This is a genomic window from Amycolatopsis sp. NPDC043885, from assembly GCF_056435685.1.
The window spans coordinates 209867-228244 of the sequence record NZ_JBWKEA010000008.1 but is presented as its reverse complement, the minus strand read 5'-3'; the positions used below and the strand labels follow the sequence as shown (position 1 = coordinate 228244).

Genomic DNA, 18378 nt, shown 5'->3' with positions numbered 1-18378 from the left:
AGAGGACCAAATGCGTCAGGCGGGCTTCCTGGCCGAGAACTTCACGGAGCGCTTGGGCACGTGGTCGACCTTGATGTCGGTGAACCCGGCGTCGGTGAGCCGGGGCCAGAGCGAAACCGGGTCGAGGGCGTTCATCGTGTCGCCGATGTGGAGCAGCCGGAACGGCAGACTCTCCAGGCTGTCGATCGCGCGCAGAACGCCGCCGGGGCGGAGCACGCGGAACGCCTCGGCGAAGATCGCGTCCTGCAACGCCGTCGTCGGCACGTGGTGCAGCATCGTGAAACAGACGACCGCCGAGAACTCGCCGTCCTCGAAGGGCAACGCCGCTCCGTCGCCCTGGACGATCCGCACCCGGCCGTCGAACTCCCGTTTGAGGAGGTCCGCCGACGCTTCGTCGATCTCGACGGCCGTGAGCCGGGGAACGAGCCCGACGAGCGCGCGCGTGGTCGCGCCGAAGCCCGGGCCGATCTCCAGTACGGAGTCGCCGAGGTCGAAGCCGGCGACGTTGCCCGGCATCTCGTGGGCGACGGCCTGCGCCCACAGCGCGGAACTGCAGAGTTTGCGGTGCACCAGGTTCATCGGCATGAACCCGAAGCTAGCCGTGACCGGTAGGCGATAGGCTGCCAAGTGATGTCGCAAATCGGACTCCTGCCACCGATGTCGACGGCGATGGTGCTCGGCGAGATGGATCTGCCCGCGGGCACCTGGCTCCCATGGCACGAGCACGACGGCCACCAGCTCGCCTGGGCGGCCCGGGGGATCTTGAGCGTGAACGTCGGTGAGCGGCACTGGGTGCTGCCGCCGACACGGGCGCTCTGGATCCCGGCAGGTGTCGTCCACCGAACCGGCGCCACCGCGCAAACCGTGCTGCGGGGGATCTACGCCGCCCGGGACCGCTGCCCGGTGCGCTGGCCCGAACCGACGCTCGTCGCCGTCCGCCCGCTGCTGCGGGAACTGCTGGAGCACCTCGGCGCCGCCGACCTCGGCGACGACGCGCGCCGCCGGGCCGAGGCCGTCGCCTTCGATCTGCTCGAACCGGTGGACGTCGTGCCGATCACCGTGCCGATGCCGTCGGACGGACGTGCGCTGACCGTCGCGCGAGCGGTGATCGCCGATCCGGCGGACCGCCGCGGCCTCGCGGACTTCGCCCGCGACGCGGGCGCGAGCGAACGCACGCTCGCGCGCCTGTTCCTCACCGAATGCCGTACGACGTTCGGCGCGTGGCGCGTGCAGGCACGGCTGCGCGCGTCCTTGCCGCTGCTGGCCGAGGGCATGCCGCTGACCGCGGTCTCCCGCCGGATCGGCTACTCCTCGCCGAGCGCGTTCGTCGCCGCCTTCCGCCGCGCGGTCGGTGTGACGCCGGGCGCTTACTTCGGCGGCTGACCGTGGCGTGATCCGCCTTCAGTCACGCGAGATCCGCCTTCAGTCACGCATGATCCGGCGGACGACACGCGTGATCGGATGGACGGCAACCCGCGGCACGGGGATCTCCGCGTGTCGTCCCGCTGATCACGCGAAACCGCCGCGCGCTCCGTATCCAACGTCGAGCGAGCGGGATCACACGGCACCTCGCCGTATACCGTTTCGGCGTGCCACGACGTAACCGGCCCGAACGCGGTGGACGCCCCGACCTCGGCGCGTCGACCGGCTGGGCGCGCTCCGAATCCGCCGCCGACGGCGACTGGCTGGTACGCACCGTGCCCGGCGCACACGCCACCAAGGACTATCGCTGCCCCGGTTGCGATCACGAGATCCGGCAGGGAACCCCGCATGTGGTCGCCTGGCCCGCCGACGACACCGGCGGGGTCGCCGACCGCCGCCATTGGCACAAGGCGTGCTGGGGCGCGCGGTCCCGCCGCCGCCCGGGCCGCTGGTGATTCAGCGCCGCAGGTGCAGTGAAGGTTCGCCCGCGAATTCCTCCTCCGTGTGGATCGTGAAACCGAGCCGCTCGGCGACCCGGATCGAAGGTTTGTTGGACACCATGATGTTGGCGATCACCGGCACGTCGGGGATTTCCCGCTCCGCCCATGCGACGACGGCGGCCGCCATCTCCGTGGCGTAGCCCTTGCCCCAGGTGAACGGCCAGAAGCGGTACGCGAGGTTCAGCACGCGCTCGCCGTTCCATTCGTGATACCGGACGCCGCCGAAGCCGAAGATCGTCTCCGGATCGTCCAAAGCGGACACCGTGAGATAGCCGAACCCGTGCTCGGCCCATTGCTTCATCCAGGCGTCGTAAAGCTCGTTCGCACCGTCGACGGTGTGCGGCTCCGGGTTGAACCTGTTCGTCTCCGGATCGGCCTGCAGCGCGACGATGTTCTCGCGATCCGCCTCGCGCAGCCTCCGCAGCAGCAGCCTCTCCGTCTTGATCTCTGTCAGCACGGATCTGACGGTAGCGCCAGGGTGCGACAGAATTGCCGCCATGAACGCTCTCCCGCTGGTCCTGCTGCACGCCTTCCCCGTCGACGCCCGTATGTGGGACGCGGTCCGCGCGCCGCTCTCGGAACGCCTGCGGCTGATCACGCCCGACCAGCGCGGCCTCGGCCGCAGTCCGCTGCCCGAGACCGACCGGGAGCCGGATCTGGCCGACGCCGCGCGCGACGTCGTGGCACTGCTCGACCGGCTCGGCCTCGACAAGGTCGTCCTCGGCGGCTGCTCGATGGGCGGCTACCTGACGATGGCGGTGCTGCGCCTGGCGCCGGAACGGGTGGGCGGCCTCGTGTTCATCGACACGAAGGCGACGGCCGACACTCCCGAGGCCGTGCGGACCCGGCACGATGTCGCGGCCAGGGTGGAAGCGGAAGGCACCGGCTGGATGCCCGAGGCCGTCACACCCGGATTGCTCGCCGAAAAGGCCCGTCCGGAGGTGGCAGAACGACTTCGCGAACTGATCACGACGCAGCCGCCGTCCGGTGTCGCGTGGGCGGCGCGCGCGATGGCGGCGCGGCCCGATTCGCTCGAAACGCTGCGCTCGGCGGACGTGCCGGCGCTGGTCGTGGTCGGCGAAGAGGACGGCCTGACTCCGCCGGAGGAAGCGAACATCCTGGTGGAAACGCTGCCGGACGCGACCTTGGTCGTGCTTCCCGAGGCCGGGCATCTGACACCGCTGGAGGATCCGGCCGGAGTCGTCGAAGCGATCTTGGGCTGGTACCCCGCTTAAGAAACGTTTCCCTCGCCCCTTCCAAGGTATAGCGGACCCCGGGGCTTGCGGCAAGCCCCCATTCCCGGTCCACAATTCGTGCCTTCACGTTTTGCCGAAGGGGGATTCCCATGCGTGTACTCCTGTCCACTATCGGGACGAGGGGTGAGGTGCAGCCACTGGCGGCCTTGGCGGTGCGATTGCGGGAACTCGGCCAGGAAGTCCGGCTTTGCGCACCGCCCGATTTCCGTCACTGGGCCGAAGGCCTTGGGATCTCTTTCGCTTCGCTGGGGCCGGAACTCCGGTCGACCGCGAAGCCGGATTCCGCCATGACCAAGGCGATGGCCACACCCGAGGGGCGGCGCGCGATGGCCGAGGCCATGGTCGTCGGCCAATTCGAGACGATGCCGGAGGTGGCCGAAGACTGCGACGCCGTCGTCGCGGGAATGGCCTTGAACATCGCCGCCCATTCGGTGGCCGAGCGAAAAGGAATTCCCTATTTCTTCACCGCATACTGCCCGATAACGCTGCCTTCATTGCACCATCGTCCGCCCGTTTTCGCGGGATGGGCGCCGGAGAATCCCGACGCCGCCATCCCGGCCTTGTGGGCCGACGACGCGCGACGATGGAACGAGCACTGGGGCGGGGTGCTGAACGCGCAGCGGAAAATGCTCGGTCTCCCGCCCGTCGACGACGTCCGCGGGCATGTCTTCACCGAGCGTCCGTGGCTGGCCGCCGATCCGGTGCTGGCGCCGTGGCGGGGACCGTCGGCGCTCGACGTGCACCAGACCGGCGCCTGGATCCTGCCTGACCACAGTCCGTTGTCCCCGGAACTGGAGGCGTTCCTCGACGACGGCGAGCCCCCGGTCTACTTCGGATTCGGGAGTATCCGCGCCCCTGAGGAGATCGCGAAGGCGATGATCGAATCGGCGAGGGCGCACGGGCGGCGGGCGATCGTGTTCCGCGGCTGGACCGAGCTGGCGCCGATCGACGACGAACCCGACTGCCTCGCCATCGGGGACGTCAACCAGCAGGCGCTCTTCCCGCGGGTCGCGGCGGTCGTGCATCACGGCGGTGCCGGTACGACGACGGCGGCGATCCGGGCCGGGGTGCCGCAGGTGCTCGTCCCGCAGATGTTCGATCAGCCGTACTTCGCGCGGCGCGTCGGGGAACTCGGGCTGGGGACGTCGATCACCGGGGAGCCCTCCGCCGAAGCGCTGACCCTCGCTCTGGGCGAGGTGCTGCGCCCCGGCGTCGCCTCGCGGGCGCGTCAGGTCGGCGGTGAGGTGCGGACGGACGGCGTCGACGTGGCGGCGAAACTCCTGATGGACGCCGTCTGACCCCCTGCATTTAGTCCTCTGAATGCGGTAGTTCGCATCGCCAACGACCGCATCGAGAGGACTAATTGCGGGAGAAGTAGCGCTCCAGGGCGGCTTCTGCCTCCGGTAGCCGCTCCGGGAACCGCCGCGCGATCACGAACCGCCAGGGGACCTCGAACAACCGCCGCAACGCGATGAACGGCTCCAGCGACGAGGGCGCCACATCGGCCGGGTACGCGTCCAACGTCGCGTGCCCGGCCTCCGCGAAGAGCACGCCGAGGTCCCAGCCGAGCGGCCCGCGCCAGGTGTCCTCGAAGTCGAGCCAGCACGGCCCGGCCGCCGTCGCGACGACGTTCCCCCGATGGGCGTCACCGTGCAACGGACGCGCCGCGGTGTCCGGCAGCGCGGCCGCCACCCGTTCGAGTTCGTCGTACAACCGGGGCGCCGCCCCGCCCATGAGGGCACCATGCCGGTCCAGCAACGTCCGGAGCTCGCGGACGGGCCCGAGTTCGGGCAGTTCACCGGGGTAGTCCGCGAGCGCGTCGTGCACCCGGGCGAGCGAAAGCGCGACCTCGTGCGGCGACAGCGTGTGCCCCGGCTCGTGCGGCGTGTAGTGCCAGAGAGTGACCGGGAGGCCGTCGGCGAAATGCGGTCCTGCCGGGGGATCCGTGGTGGGTGAGACGACGAGCACACCACGTTCCGTGAGGTACTCCGACAGCTCGACGTCGCGTCTGAGCCAGTCCTCGGGCGAGGACCGCGCGAGGCGCGTCGTGCCGGGCACCCGCGCCACCACCGGACCCAGTCTCACCAGCACGTTCGACTTGAAATGCAGGACATCGGGGGCGCCGGTCGGGAGCCCGTACCGGGCACCGACGGCGACCGCCGCGGCCACTCCCGCGCGGGTGTGTTCGTCGGTCACGGCGCGATCTTGCCAGCCGGTGCGCGCGACTGTCGGTAGTGAGGGCTACGATCCCCACTAGCCGCCGGAGTGGGTCCCGAACCCGCCCGGCGACCGCAAATTGACCACCACAAGGTTTGAGTGTTGGAGGCAGGAGTGACGGCCGTAGCCCCCAAGCCGATCGCCACGCGCCCGTATCCCGCGCGCGAGTCGGTTAAGGGTTCGTACCTGCTGCGGTTGTTCCGCACGACGGACCACAAGCAAATCGGCATCATGTACCTGGTCACGTCGTTCGCCTTCTTCATGGTGGGCGGCGCGATGGCGATGCTGATCCGCTCCGAGCTGGCGCGTCCCGGGCAGCAGTTCCTTTCGCAGGAGCAGTACAACCAGCTGTTCACCATGCACGGCACGATCATGCTGCTGCTGTACGCGACGCCGATCCTCTTCGGTTTCGCGAACTTCATCCTGCCGCTGCAGATCGGTTCGCCCGACGTCGCCTTCCCGCGGCTGAACGCGTTCTCGTACTGGCTGTACCTCTTCGGCGGCCTGATCGTGATGTCCGGCTTCCTGACCCCGGGTGGCGCCGCCGACTTCGGCTGGTTCGCCTACACCCCGCTGTCGGACGCCATCCACTCGCCCGGTGTCGGTGCCGACCTGTGGATCTCCGGTCTGGTCGTGTCCGGTCTCGGCACCATCCTCGGTGGCGTCAACATGATCACCACGGTGGTCTGCCTGCGCGCCCCCGGTATGACGATGTACCGGATGCCGATCTTCACCTGGAACATCCTGGTCACCAGCATCCTGATCCTGCTGGCGTTCCCGATCCTGACCGCGGCCCTGATGGGCCTGCTGGCGGACCGGCATCTCGGGGCGCACGTGTTCGACCCCGCGAACGGCGGCGTGATCCTCTGGCAGCACCTGTTCTGGTTCTTCGGCCATCCAGAGGTCTACATCGTCGCGCTACCGTTCTTCGGGATCGTGTCGGAGATCTTCCCGGTCTTCAGCCGCAAGCCGATCTTCGGGTACAAGGGCCTGGTCTGGGCGACGCTGGCGATCGCCGCGCTGTCGGTGGCCGTGTGGGCGCACCACATGTACGCGACCGGCGCCGTGCTGCTGCCGTTCTTCTCCTTCATGACCTTCCTGATCGCGGTCCCGACCGGCGTGAAGTTCTTCAACTGGATCGGCACGATGTGGAAGGGCCAGCTGTCCTTCGAGACGCCGATGATCTTCTCGATGGGCTTCATCGTCACGTTCCTCTTCGGCGGTCTGACCGGCATCATGCTGGCCGCGCCGGCGATCGACTTCCACGTGTCCGACAGCTACTTCGTCGTCGCGCACTTCCACTACGTGCTCTACGGTACGATCGTGTTCGCCACGTTCGCCGGGATCTACTTCTGGTTCCCGAAGATCACCGGCCGCATGATGGACGAGAAGCTCGGCAAGTGGCACTTCTGGACCACGTTCATCGGCTTCCACGCCACGTTCCTGGTGCAGCACTGGCTCGGCGCCGAAGGCATGCCGCGCCGGTACGCGGACTACCTGCAGTCCGACGGGTTCACCACGCTGAACACGATCTCCACGATCGGCGCGTACATCCTCGGTGCCTCGACGCTGCCGTTCATCTGGAACGTCTTCAAGAGCTACCGGTACGGCGAGATCGTCACGGTGGACGACCCGTGGGGCTACGGCAACTCGCTCGAATGGGCGACGTCCTGCCCGCCGCCGCGGCACAACTTCACCGAGCTGCCGCGGATCCGGTCCGAGCGTCCGGCGTTCGAGCTGCATTACCCGCATATGGTGGAGCGCATCCACAAGGAGGGTGAGATCGGCTTCTTCGGGAAGCAGAAGGTCAACACCCACCGGGCGCCGTCCCAGGTGCTCACCGAGGCGGCCATGCCGGGTGATCACTCCAAGGACAACTCCAGCGAGAAGTGACCCGATAAGCGGAAACGGCGCGTGCCTTGCCTCACACAGGGGCAAGGCACGCGCCTTTTTTTGCTTTGGCTGAGGGAGACTGACCCCCGTGACGCAGACACCAGTTCTCATCACCACCACCGGTCCCGACAAGCCGGGTGTGTCCTCGGTGCTGTTCGCCGTGCTGTCGCGCCACGACGTCGACGTCCTCGACGTCGAGCAGGTCGTCATCCGCGGCCAGCTGGTGCTCGGTGTGCTCGCCGGCGTGTACCGCGACCCCGAGGGCCTGCAGGAGTACGTCGAGCAGGCGATGGCCTCGGTCGGGATGCAGGTCGACGTGAAGATCGGCTCGGCCATCGGCGCCGACCCGTTCGCCATCGGCCAGAAGGACTCGACGCATGTCCTTCTGATGCTCGGCCGCCCGGTGACCGCGCGGGCGTTCTCCGACGTCGCGCGCCGTCTCGCCGCGCTGGACGTCAACATCGACTCGATCCGCAGCGTCGCCGACTATCCGGTCACTGGGCTGGAGCTGTACGCCTCGCTCGCCCAGGACACTCCGGAGGCCGACGCCGCGCTGCGCACCGCGCTGGCGGACGCCGCTGTCGAGGCCGGGATCGACATCTCGGTCGAGCGGGCCGGGCTCGCCCGCCGCGCCAAGCGCCTGGTCGTCTTCGACGTCGATTCCACGCTCATCCAGGGCGAGGTCATCGAGATGCTCGGCGCGCACGCCGGCGTCGAACCGCAGGTCCGCGAGATCACCGAGGCCGCGATGCGCGGCGAGCTGAACTTCGGCGAGTCGCTGGAGCGCCGGGTCGCGCTGCTGGAGGGGCTTCCGGAGACGGTGCTGGACGAGGTCGCCGCGTCCATCGAGCTCACCCCGGGCGCGCGCACGACCATCCGCACGCTGAAGCGGATGGGCTTCCGCTGCGGGGTCGTCTCCGGCGGCTTCACCAAGATCATCAAGTCCCTCGTGGACGACCTCGGCCTCGACTTCGCCGCCGCGAACGAACTCGAAGTGGTCGACGGCAAGCTCACCGGCCGGGTGGTCGGGGACATCGTCGACCGCGCGGGCAAGGCGACGGCGCTGCGCCGGTTCGCCGAGGAGTACGAGATCTCGCTGGAGCAGTGCGTCGCCGTCGGTGACGGGGCGAACGACATCGACATGCTTTCGGTCGCCGGGATGGGGGTCGCCTTCAACGCGAAGCCCGCGCTGCGCGAGGTCGCCGACACCGCGCTTTCCCACCCATATCTCGACGCCGTGCTGTTCCTGCTCGGGGTCACCAGGGCCGAGATCGAGGCGGCCGACGCGGCCGACGGTCTCGAACTTTCCCGGCCATGAGCGTCCTGGAGCCGCTGGCCGCGCGCTACGCGTTCTGGCTGGGGCTGCCCGCCGAGGATACGGTGGACACCTCCGACGAGGATCCCGCCGAGGTCCGGGCCATGCCGGTGATCCTGCGGATGGAACGGGCAGAACCGCCGTCGCGGACCGCCCTGCTGGAGGCCGCCGCGGCGGCCGCGGTCGCGGTCTGTCTCGACGAACGTGCCGAGCCCGAGGGCGAATGGCACGATCCGCTCAAGGCGTGGGTCGACGGCCGGATCCGCAAGGTCGCCCGGCGGGCGCGCGGTGCGCACTGGCGGGCGGTCCAGGAACTGCCGGGGATCACGGTCGAGGTCGACGGCGCCGAGGCGCGGGCCTTGCTTCCCTGCCGCGTCGTCGAGACGCCCAAGGAGGTCTCGCGGTTGCAGATCTCCGGGAGCGAACTCCCGGCCGACGAGCCGAGGCCCGCGCCGGACGGTGTCCCGCGGCTGCTGCTGAACCCCGAGGTCTCGATGACCGTCGGCAAGGGTTCGGCCCAGGTCGGGCACGCGACGATGATCCTCGCGTCACTGCTGGACGAGGCCGAACGGGCGGCCTGGGCCGGGACCGGGTTCCGGTGCTCGGTGCGGACCCCGCCGGTCGCGACCTGGAAGGCGCTTTGCCCGGTCGAGGACCCCGAAGGTTCGTGGCGCCGTGACGGCGTCGTCGCGGTCCGGGACGCCGGGTTCACCGAAGTCGATCCCGGAACAGTCACGGTCATAGCCCAAAGGGCTTAGCCTCCTATACTCCCCGCATGGGTGACCGGCTGATCGCCGGGCGCTATCGCTTGGAGGAGCGGATCGGCGCCGGGGGCATGGGTGTGGTCTGGCGTGCCACCGATCTGGACCTCGGCCGGGTCGTCGCCCTCAAACGCTCACAGGCCGGGGACAGCGGCCAGATCCGGCGCGAGGCACGGATCGGCGCGGGCCTGCATCACCCGAACGTCGTCACCGTCTTCGACGCCGTGATCGACGGTGACGATCGCTGGCTCGTCATGGAGTACCTGCCCTCGCGCAGCCTCGCCGACGTCATCGACGCCGACGGGCCGCTGCCACCCGGCAAGGTGGCCAAGATCGGGGTCCAGCTCGCCGCGGCGCTCGCGGCGATGCACGAGAAGGGCATGGTCCACCGCGACCTCAAACCGGGCAACGTCCTGGTGGCCGACGACGGTACGGCCAAACTCACCGACCTCGGCATCGCGCAGTGGGCGGAGGTGACCCGCACCGGCGGCGGCCTCGACGTCGGGACGCCCGGCTACGTCGCGCCGGAGATGGCCGAGGGACGGCAGGCGGGTGCCGCGGCGGACGTGTTCTCGCTGGGCGCGACACTGTTCGCCGCCGTCGAGGGCACGTCGGTGTGGGGAGACGCGAGCGTCGGTCCGTTCGTCCAGCTCCGGCGGGCGACGTCGTACACGCTGGAACCGATCCGCCGGGCGGGACCGCTGGCGCCCGCGCTGATGGAACTGCTGCGGCGCAAACCCGCCGGGCGGCCGGACGCCGTCCGCGCCGCCGAGCTGCTGTCCGAGGTCGCGGACGTCGCCGTACCCGTGCGGACGCGACGTTTCCGGGTGACCAAGCGCGCCATCGCGATCGCGGCCGTCGCGGCGGTCCTGATGCTGACCGGGGGCCTGCTCTACGCCACGAGAGAACCCGCGTCGATCGCGGCGGGCCCGCCGTCCGAACTGGTCGGAGACCGGCGGACGGCGGATCCTTGTGCGCTCGTGGACCCGTCCGTGCTGAACCATCTTGGGACCCCTGAACTGGACAGCGCCACCGGCAACTTCAACGCCTGCGGCGTCCTCCTGCGCCTGAGCCCCGACAAGGAGGACATCGTCGACATCCGGCTCGAACTGACGACGCCGACGTCGCCGTTGCTGGACAAGCCGATGCCAGGGCGGCTGATCGTGCGCGAGATCCCGAGCGACTCCGAAGACAAGTGCGCACGGGGTATCCCGCTGCCGGACGGCAACCAGGTATGGGTGCACGCCCGGCACATCCGGAATTGGCACGCGCAACTCTGCGACTACGTCGATCCGGTGGCCACGCACGCGGTGAGCGTGCTGAACCGGGAGCCGGTCGAACGGCGTCCCGCTCCCTTTCCCGCCGGTTCGCTCGGGAGTCTCGACGCCTGCGCGCTGGGCGGGGATCTGCCCCAGGCGATCGTCGGCGGTCCGGCCGCGCCTAATCCGGTGTTCGGCAACTGGGAGTGCTCCTGGAACCATCGCGAGACCGAGGTGACGGTCCGGTTCGAGCGGGAGTGGGCACCGTTCGAGGACGACGGCAGACGGGTCGCTCTCGGATCGCGGGAGGCCTTCGTCGAGGTCTCGGCCGAGTGGAAGGCTTGTCAGGCCGAGATTCCGCACCGGACCTTCGCCGGCAACGGTCGTGCCATGATCGAGACGGTGGAGATCTACGTCGCGGACAAGGTCAAGCAGCCGCAGGAGATGTGCCCGGCCGCGGAACGGCTGGCCGGCGAGATCGCCCCCAGGCTGCCGCCACTCTGAAAGAGAAAGACCAGGCCGCGTCCTGCCGACGTCGATGGCGGACGCGGGTCCGCCTACGGACACTGAAAGGGAAAACCGTGTCTTTGGAAGTCCAGCGCGACGGTGAGCACCGCTTCATCGGCCGCAACGAACGCGGTGCCGAGGTCGTGATCGGCCGCAAGGGCGCCGAGGGCGCCTTCTCGCCCGCCGAACTGCTGCAGATCGCGGCGGCGGGCTGCTCGGCCGTCACCGCCGAGAACCTCATCACGCGCCGGATCGGGGAGGACTCGAAGTTCCGGGTCGGCGTGACGGCGGACCAGCGGGAAGGCGCTTCGGAGCTCGACGCCGTCCATGTGGCTTTCGACGTCGACGTGTCCTCGCTCGCTGCTGAGGAGCGCGAGGCGCTCGCGGGGGCGGTGGACCGCGCCATCGAGAGGCTGTGCACGGTGAGCCGGACGTTGAAGAAGGGCATCCCGGTCACGGAGAGCTTCCCGGTCGAGTAAGCCCTCCGGATGCTATGAAAGGTCCTTTCCTTGCAAATTTTGCAAGGAAAGGACCTTTCATAGCACTTGGCTCAGTGTTTGGCCGGGTGGCCTTCGGCGCTCCAGACCACGTACGCCTCGTCGGCGTCGGTGGTCATGGCCTCGATGAACTTCTCGTTGTCGAAGCCGGGCAGCGTCTGCAACCGCTCGATCAGCGCGTCGGCGGCCGGGTCGCCGCTGGGGATCGCGGTGCCCTTCCCGTCGGCGCCGGCGAGCATGAAGAAGACGTCTTCCTTCCACGGGCCTTCAGGGATCACTCTGACCACCACCGCGGACAGCTCGGACCACGTGACGGCTTCCTCGCTTCCGTCCGCGAGCTGGCGCCGCACTCCGGTGTCATCGACGCTGACGGTCCGGGATTGTGCGTTGGGCGACTCGTGGGACAACCGGTTCTCCCTGTCTTCGGCGTTCCGTTAACGGTACTCGGCCGTGTTCCAGGCCACTCAGGCCGGGGCGGCGGCGTCGAGGCGGCGCAGCGCGTCGCGGGCGACCTTCGGATCCATGGTCGGCCAGAACGGCGGCAGCGAGGCGCGCAGGAATCCGCCGTAGCGGGCGGTGGCCAGCCGCGAATCAAGGATCGCCACGACGCCGCGGTCGCTGACCGAGCGGTGCAGCCGTCCGGTGCCCTGTGCGAGCAGCAGCGCCGCGTGCGTGGCCGCGACGGTGAGGAAACCGTTGCCGCCTCTGGCTTCCACGGCTCGCTGCCGGGCCGAGGAGACCGGGTCGTCCGGGCGGGGGAACGGGATCCTGTCGACCACCACGAGCTGGAGCGACGGGCCGGGCACGTCGACGCCCTGCCACAGCGAAAGCGTGCCGAACAGGCAGGTGCGCGCGTCCTCGGAGAACTTCTGCACCAGCAGGCCGGTGGCGTCGTCACCCTGGCAGAGGATCGGCAGGTCGAGCCGCTCCCGCATCTCCTCGGTGGCCTGCTTCGCCGCGCGCATCGAGGAGAACAGGCCGAGTGTGCGCCCGCCCGCGGCCTCGATCAGCTCGGCCAGCTCGTCCATGGTCGAGGGCTGCAAGCCGTCCCTGCCCGGCGGCGGCAGATGCTTGGCCAGGTAGAGGATTCCGTTGCGTTTGTGGTCGAACGGGGAGCCGACGTCGAGGCCCGTCCACTTCGGGCCGTCGACGTCGTCGCTGTCGGCGGGGGCGGCCTTGTCCGTCGCCGCGCCCGGTGCCTTCTCGACCCTGGCGCCGCCGGGCGGGAGACCCCATTGGCGGGCCATGGTGTCGAACGTGCCGCCCAGGGTCAGCGTCGCCGAGGTGAGGACGGTCGTGTGCTGGTTGAAGACCCGCTCCCGCAGCAGACCGGCGACACCCAGCGGAGCGACCTTCAGCGCGGGCGGGCGAGGGTTCGTGGAGAAGCGGTCCCCGGTCAGCCAGACGACGTCGCGCTGATGCGCCTTGTCGTCGTCGAAGGCCTCGAGCAGCCGGACCGCGGTGTCGTGGACCTCTTCGAGCAGCGACCGCGCCAGCTTGCGGGCCGTGGCCTCGTCGACGTCCTCCTTGCGGTCCTTGCCGAGCGCGGTGAGGCAGCGATGCGCGGCGTCGCGGACCGCGGGGATCGCGCCGGTGAGGGCCTGCGGCAGCGAATCCATGCGGCCGGACGGCAGGTCGTCGAGGATCAGGGCCAGCCCGTCGCTCGCCTCCAGCAACTGGTCGGCCACCTCGTCGTCGACCAGTTTCCCGCAGCGCCGGGCGGCGGCGGAGACCATGCCGCTGGTCAGCTCTCCGGTCGCCACGGACGTCACGCGGTCCACGAGGTCGTGCGCCTCGTCGATGATCACCAGGTCGTGCTCGGGGAGCACCTGGTAGCCCTGCAGCGCGTCGATCGCCAGCAGCGCGTGGTTGGTGACGACGACGTCGGCCTTGCCCGCCTCGGCGCGGGACCGCTCGGCGAAGCAGTCCGTGCCGATGGGGCAGCGCGACGCGCCCAGACATTCCTTGGCCGTGACCGACACCTGGCGCCACGCCTGGTCCGAGACACCGGGGACCAGCTCGTCGCGGTCACCGGTTTCGGTGTCGGACGACCATTCCCGCAGCCGCGTGACCTCCTTGCCGAGCCGGGAGACGGCGAACGGGTCGAACAACTGCTGATCCTCCGGCTCGTCCGGGGCGCCGGAATCGAGCCGGTGGAGGCAGAGGTAGTTACGGCGGCCCTTGAGGATCGCGAAGGTGGGCTCGCGGCCGAGGGGCTTCTTCAGCGCCTTCGCCAGCCGGGGGAGGTCCCTGTCGACCAGCTGGCGCTGCAAGGCGATGGTGGCCGTGGAGACCACGACCGTGGCCTCCTTCTCGACCGCGTGCCGGATCGCGGGAACGAGATAGGCCAACGACTTCCCGGTACCCGTGCCCGCCTGGACGGCCAGGTGCTCGCCGGTGCGGATGGCGCGGCCCACGGCGTCCGCCATCTTGACCTGGCCCTCGCGCTCGGCACCGCCCACGGACTCGACCGCGTGGGTCAGGAGTTCGAGGACACCGGGGAAATCAGCACGGGAGGGCACGGGACAAGACGATAGCCGGGGGCACCGTCAAGATCGTCCGCCCCGTGCAATGAAAGGTCCCTTCCTTGCAAATTTTGCGAGGAAGGGACCTTTCATTGCAGCTCGTGGGGCTATGAAAGGACCGGTCACGACTCCTTGCGGCCGTGCTTGTCTTCAAGGAGAGGCGAGACCAGCGCCCAGGTGCCCGGAAGCAGCGCGGCCGCGACGGCGATCTTCAGCGCGTCACCGATCAGGAACGGCACGACACCCTTTTCGAGCGCGGTCGACAGGCCGAAGCCGGTCGACGCCATCAGCCACGGCACGCCGACCGAGTAGATGGCGAGGTTGCCCAGCACCATCGTCCCCGCCGTGCGCAGCGGCGTGCGGTCCCCGCCGCGGCCGGCGAGCGCGCCGACCAGCGCGCCCGCGAGCACGAAGCCGACGATGTAGCCGGCGCTTGCGCCGAACAGGCCGGAAGAACCGTTCTGGAACCAGCCGAATCCGGCCGCGCCGACGGCGAGGTACAGCGCCATCGACAGCGCGCCGCGCTTCCAGCCGAGCGCGGCGCCGACCAGCAGGGCGGCGAACGTCTGGCCGGTCATCGGCACCGGGGAGCCGGGCACCGGGATCAGGATCTGCGCGGCCGCGCCGGTCAGGGCGGCACCACCGGCGACCAGGACCGCGTCACGGACCAGTGCGCCGGGAACGAGGTCGGCGAGAACCGGACGGGTGCCGGTCACAGACAGCGAAGACACTCAGACCTCCTATGAGTACACGAATGTGAACCGAGGTTAACGTCAGAAGACGGGTCGCGGACCGAATGTCGGCCACCTCACGGTCATCGCGCGTCCACTCGTCCGGGTGGCATGACCCTGCACGGGACCGGTGGTTGGTGGAGGCTGCCGGACATGAGGAAACCCGTTTCGAGGCTGTTGTCGGTGACGATGCTGACCGGGGCGCTGGTGGCGGGAGGTCCGGCGGTCGCGTCGGCCGGGCCCGCCCCCGCGACGGCGGCCGCGTCGGTCGGATCGCTCGACGTGGAGATCGGCGACGAGCACGTGGTCACGGGCGAACTCGCGCCGTGCGACGTCGACGGTCCCTTGACCGCGAAGACCCAGGGCGGCGTCGTCGGCGACTTCGCCCGGTTCAGCGGGGGTGAGTCGCGCTGCGGCCGGAACGGCGAGGTGGCCGTCGGCGAGGCGGCCGGGCGGCGGTTCGAGACCACCCTGCTCAAGCGGTTCGGCGGTCCGGTGATCAAGGTTCGCACGTTCATGGCGAAGTGCAGCACCACCGAGGACGGCAGCCTCGGCTACATCGAGTTCGGCGACGTCACCGGGTTCACTCTGCCGGAGAACATCCCGCAGAACTACCGGCTGACCATCGCGGGCGGCAAGGGCGGGACGGCGCTGGCGTCGCTCACGGTCAACGAGACCGTCACGCCGACGCCGCCCGACGGGAGCCTCGTGACGCACATGCTGCACATCAAGCTGTTCCCGCAGGGCGGCGGTCCGGCGAAGGGCGACATCTACCTCGGGACCGCGCGCTGCGACCCGTACGGCAAGAAGAAGCCCTAAGCCGCATTTCGTCCTCTGGATGCGGTCCTTGCACACGCAAGTACCGCATCCAGAGGACGAAATGCGTCTAGGTGCGCGAGACGTACTTCGCGGCCGCCGCGACGAACTCACTCGCGCGGGTCGCCAGATCTGTCAGCGACCCTTTCGAGGTGAGCGCGTCACCGACCAGCGGCGTGGCGGCCGCGACGGCGATCGAGCCCGACTCGAGGTACTTCGCGACGTCGGCCAGGTGCACGCCGCCCGTCGGCACCAGCGGGATGTCCGGCATCGGCGCCCGGACCGCCCGCAGGTAGGCGATCCCGCCGACGGCCGCGATCGGGAAGACCTTCACCGCCGCCGCGCCGAGACGCCACGCCTGGTCGATCTCGGTCGGGGTCAGCGCGCCGCAGATCACCGGCAGCCCGCGTTCGTGCGCGCGCTCCATGACCAGCGGGTTCACCGTCGGCGTGACCAGGAAGGTCGCGCCGGCGTCCGCCGATTTGTCCACATCGGACACCTCGCGCACGCTGCCGGCGCCGATATGCGCGTCGTCGCCGAGCTTCTTGCGGATGGTCGCGATGGCGTCCGTGGCGCCCGGCGTGGTCAACGCCGCTTCGAGCACTCGCACGCCCGCCGCGTGCAGCACCGTGGCGGCGTCGGCGAACCGGCTCGCTTCCGCGGCCCGCAAGATCGCGACGAGCCGGTTTTCGATCAGGGTGTCCTGGAGGTCGTGCTGGATCATGCGGCCGGGACCGGCGCCTTTCCGGTGTAGGTCACGCCCGCCTCGTCGAAGTCCTTGAGCGCGGCGTCAACGGTCGGCTGCGAGCCGCCGACCGTGAGGTCAAGCAGCACCCGGACCTTGAAACCGGCCTTCGCCGCGTCGAGCGCCGTCGCGCGGACGCAGAAGTCGGTCGCTATGCCGACGACGTCGACCTCGGTGACGTCGTGCTCCTTCAGCCACGCGTCGAGCGTCTTGCCGTCGCGCGCGTTGCCTTCGAAGCCGGAGTACGCGGCGGTGTACTCGCCCTTGGAGAAGACCTCGCTGATCGGGACCACGTCGAGCGCGGGGTGGAACGACGCGCCGGAAGTGCCCGCGACGCAGTGACGCGGCCAGCTGTCCTTGAAGTCCGGTGTCTCGCTGAAGTGATCGCCCGGGTCGATGTGGTAGTCGCGAGTGGCGACGACGTGCGCGTAACCGCCTTCCGCGGCCTGCTTGGAGATCGCTTCGGCGGCGGCGGCGCCGCCGGGCAGGCCGAGCGACCCGCCTTCGCAGAAGTCGTTCTGCACATCGACCACGATCAAGGCGGTCCCCATGTGTTGCTCCTGAGTTCTCTTCAGACGAATACGGTCGGGATGGCGGGCTCCCCGTGCGAGAGCTTGAGGCCTTCCCACGGAAGGCTCACCAGCGCCCGCCGAAGCCGCTGGCGCGCGTCGTCCAGCGTGGGCAAATCATCCACCGTCCGGCCGTCCCGGACCAGCGGAATCTGCAATTCGTGGTCGTTCGGTCCCTGTTCCGGGACCTGCGAGGCGGCCGTCCAGATCACCTCTTCGACGGCGGTGCCGGTCTCGCGGTGCCGTCGCAGCGCGGATTTCCGGCCGCCGCGGGATTCCTTGTGCGCGCTGCGCTTGGCGACCGGCCTGCCGTCCACCTCGACGAGCTTGTAGACCATCCCCGCGGTCGGCGCGCCGGAACCGGTGACGACCGAGGTCCCGACGCCATACGCGTCGACGGGTTCCGCGCGCAACGCCGCGATGGCGTGCTCGTCGAGGTCGCCCGACACCACGATGCGGGTGTCCTTGGCGCCGAGAGCGTCCAGCTGCTCGCGGGCCTTGCGCGCCAGCGGGCCCACGTCGCCGGAGTCGATGCGGATCGCGCCCAGTTCGGTCCCGGCCACCCGGACGGCCGTTTCGATGCCCTTGGTGATGTCGTAGGTGTCCACCAGGAGCGTGGTGTCGGTGCCCATCTTGTCCACCTGCGCGCGGAACGCCTGTTCCTCGCTGTCGTGCAGCAACATGAAGGCGTGCGCGACGGTGCCCCGCGTCGGGATCCCGTAGCGGCGGCCGGCTTCGAGGTTGGAGGTCGTGGCGAAGCCGGCGAGGTACGCGGCCCGCGCGGCGGAGACGGCGGCGTACTCGTGCGTGCGGCGGCCACCCATCTCGATGATCGGCCTGCCGTGCGCGGCACCGGACATCCGCGCCGCGGCGGACGCGATCGCGCTGTCGTGGTTGAGGATCGAGAGGATCAGCGTCTCCAGCACGACGGCCTCGCCGAAGGAGCCGGTGACGGTCAGGATCGGGGAACCGGGGAAGTAGAGCTCGCCCTCGGGGTAACCGTCGATGTTCCCCGAGAAGGAGTAGTCCGCGAGCCACGAAAGGGTGGCGTCGTCGACGACGGCCGTCGCTTCCAGCTGGCTCAGCTCGGCGTCGGTGAACCGGAAGTCGGCGATCGCGTCGAGGACCCGCCCGGTACCCGCGACGACGCCGTAGCGGCGGCCGTCGGGCAGACGACGTGCGAAGACCTCGAAGACGCACGGCCGGTCCGCCGTCCCGTCGGACAGGGCGCTGGCCAGCATGGTCAGCTCGTAGTGGTCGGTGAGCAGCGCGGTGCTGGCGCCAGTGGCCGCCTCGGGGAAACCCATGGCATCAGCCTATTCACCCACATGGCCGGACCTGCCAGCCCATACCGGAACGGGCCCG

General features: G+C 69.7%; 19 protein-coding genes. 10 read left to right on the top strand and 9 right to left on the bottom strand.

Annotated elements, in window-relative coordinates; all coding sequences use genetic code 11:
* Positions 1 to 15: 15 nt before the first annotated feature.
* Entirely contained in the window at positions 16 to 579 is a 564-nt protein-coding gene (locus tag AC069I_RS24180) for a class I SAM-dependent methyltransferase (RefSeq protein WP_478266493.1), read from the bottom strand.
* 51 nt (positions 580 to 630) lie between these two features.
* Here AC069I_RS24180 and AC069I_RS24175 point away from each other — a divergent pair, with 51 nt between their 5' ends.
* Together AC069I_RS24175 and AC069I_RS24170 are read left to right on the top strand one after the other, a co-directional pair.
* Positions 631 to 1383 carry an AraC family transcriptional regulator gene (locus AC069I_RS24175; RefSeq protein ID WP_478228604.1) on the top strand — a complete coding sequence of 251 codons (753 nt, stop codon included), beginning with the start codon at positions 631 to 633 and terminating at the stop codon, positions 1381 to 1383.
* A 206-nt stretch (positions 1384 to 1589) separates the two neighbouring features.
* Positions 1590 to 1877 (top strand): hypothetical protein, encoded by a 288-nt coding sequence (locus tag AC069I_RS24170; protein WP_478266449.1) that lies wholly within the window; start codon positions 1590 to 1592, stop codon positions 1875 to 1877.
* Between the two features lies 1 nt (position 1878).
* Here AC069I_RS24170 and AC069I_RS24165 read toward each other — a convergent pair whose 3' ends face one another.
* Positions 1879 to 2421: a GNAT family N-acetyltransferase gene (locus tag AC069I_RS24165; protein WP_478266448.1), complete on the bottom strand. Its 543-nt coding sequence runs from the start codon at positions 2419 to 2421 to the stop codon at positions 1879 to 1881.
* On the opposite strand from AC069I_RS24165, the gene AC069I_RS24160 reads away from it, so the two are divergent.
* Together AC069I_RS24160 and AC069I_RS24155 are read left to right on the top strand one after the other, a co-directional pair.
* Positions 2420 to 3157: an alpha/beta fold hydrolase gene (locus AC069I_RS24160; RefSeq protein WP_478266447.1), complete on the top strand. Its 738-nt coding sequence runs from the start codon at positions 2420 to 2422 to the stop codon at positions 3155 to 3157. The two genes, AC069I_RS24165 and AC069I_RS24160, sit on opposite strands and share 2 nt — an antisense overlap.
* A gap of 110 nt (positions 3158 to 3267) precedes the next feature.
* Positions 3268 to 4476, top strand: a complete 1209-nt coding sequence (locus AC069I_RS24155) for a glycosyltransferase (protein WP_478266446.1) — start codon at positions 3268 to 3270, stop codon at positions 4474 to 4476.
* A 61-nt stretch (positions 4477 to 4537) separates the two neighbouring features.
* On the opposite strand, the gene AC069I_RS24150 is transcribed toward AC069I_RS24155, so the two are convergent.
* Positions 4538 to 5374: a phosphotransferase gene (locus tag AC069I_RS24150; RefSeq protein WP_478266445.1), complete on the bottom strand. Its 837-nt coding sequence runs from the start codon at positions 5372 to 5374 to the stop codon at positions 4538 to 4540.
* A gap of 135 nt (positions 5375 to 5509) precedes the next feature.
* On the opposite strand from AC069I_RS24150, the gene ctaD reads away from it, so the two are divergent.
* The 5 genes from ctaD to AC069I_RS24125 all read left to right on the top strand — a co-directional run bounded on the left by ctaD (position 5510) and on the right by AC069I_RS24125 (position 11609).
* A complete protein-coding gene (ctaD, locus tag AC069I_RS24145) occupies positions 5510 to 7288 on the top strand; it encodes an aa3-type cytochrome oxidase subunit I (RefSeq protein ID WP_034308844.1) in 1779 nt (592 codons plus the stop codon).
* An 88-nt stretch (positions 7289 to 7376) separates the two neighbouring features.
* Positions 7377 to 8606, top strand: coding sequence for a phosphoserine phosphatase SerB (gene serB, locus AC069I_RS24140; RefSeq protein WP_125689643.1), 1230 nt, complete (start codon positions 7377 to 7379; stop codon positions 8604 to 8606).
* Positions 8603 to 9361, top strand: coding sequence for a peptidyl-tRNA hydrolase (locus AC069I_RS24135; protein WP_478266444.1), 759 nt, complete (start codon positions 8603 to 8605; stop codon positions 9359 to 9361). Before serB ends, AC069I_RS24135 begins: the two co-directional genes overlap by 4 nt.
* Positions 9362 to 9378: 17 nt before the next feature.
* Positions 9379 to 11127, top strand: coding sequence for a serine/threonine-protein kinase (locus tag AC069I_RS24130; RefSeq protein ID WP_478266443.1), 1749 nt, complete (start codon positions 9379 to 9381; stop codon positions 11125 to 11127).
* A gap of 77 nt (positions 11128 to 11204) precedes the next feature.
* Entirely contained in the window at positions 11205 to 11609 is a 405-nt protein-coding gene (locus AC069I_RS24125) for an OsmC family protein (RefSeq protein ID WP_478266442.1), read from the top strand.
* Positions 11610 to 11680: 71 nt separating this feature from the next.
* Here the strand turns inward: AC069I_RS24125 and AC069I_RS24120 are convergent, their stop codons facing one another.
* The 3 genes from AC069I_RS24120 to AC069I_RS24110 all read right to left on the bottom strand — a co-directional run bounded on the left by AC069I_RS24120 (position 11681) and on the right by AC069I_RS24110 (position 14883).
* Complete coding sequence (locus tag AC069I_RS24120; RefSeq protein WP_126732697.1) at positions 11681 to 12034, bottom strand: hypothetical protein; 354 nt, start codon at positions 12032 to 12034, stop codon at positions 11681 to 11683.
* A gap of 57 nt (positions 12035 to 12091) precedes the next feature.
* Positions 12092 to 14149, bottom strand: a complete 2058-nt coding sequence (locus AC069I_RS24115) for an ATP-dependent DNA helicase (protein WP_478228613.1) — start codon at positions 14147 to 14149, stop codon at positions 12092 to 12094.
* 125 nt (positions 14150 to 14274) lie between these two features.
* Positions 14275 to 14883: a biotin transporter BioY gene (locus AC069I_RS24110; protein WP_478228614.1), complete on the bottom strand. Its 609-nt coding sequence runs from the start codon at positions 14881 to 14883 to the stop codon at positions 14275 to 14277.
* Between the two features lie 153 nt (positions 14884 to 15036).
* On the opposite strand from AC069I_RS24110, the gene AC069I_RS24105 reads away from it, so the two are divergent.
* Positions 15037 to 15702 (top strand): choice-of-anchor P family protein, encoded by a 666-nt coding sequence (locus tag AC069I_RS24105; protein WP_478228615.1) that lies wholly within the window; start codon positions 15037 to 15039, stop codon positions 15700 to 15702.
* A 67-nt stretch (positions 15703 to 15769) separates the two neighbouring features.
* On the opposite strand, the gene AC069I_RS24100 is transcribed toward AC069I_RS24105, so the two are convergent.
* Genes AC069I_RS24100 through AC069I_RS24090 form a run of 3 tightly spaced genes read right to left on the bottom strand, consistent with a single transcriptional unit; the run spans position 15770 to position 18320 of the window.
* On the bottom strand, positions 15770 to 16423 hold the full coding sequence (locus AC069I_RS24100) for a bifunctional 4-hydroxy-2-oxoglutarate aldolase/2-dehydro-3-deoxy-phosphogluconate aldolase (RefSeq protein ID WP_478228616.1): 654 nt from the start codon (positions 16421 to 16423) through the stop codon (positions 15770 to 15772).
* Complete coding sequence (locus AC069I_RS24095; protein WP_007028267.1) at positions 16420 to 16995, bottom strand: nicotinamidase; 576 nt, start codon at positions 16993 to 16995, stop codon at positions 16420 to 16422. The genes AC069I_RS24100 and AC069I_RS24095 overlap by 4 nt, the downstream gene beginning before the upstream one ends.
* Before the next feature lie 20 nt (positions 16996 to 17015).
* Entirely contained in the window at positions 17016 to 18320 is a 1305-nt protein-coding gene (locus AC069I_RS24090; RefSeq protein ID WP_340683703.1) for a nicotinate phosphoribosyltransferase, read from the bottom strand.
* Between the last annotated feature and the right edge of the window lie 58 nt (positions 18321 to 18378).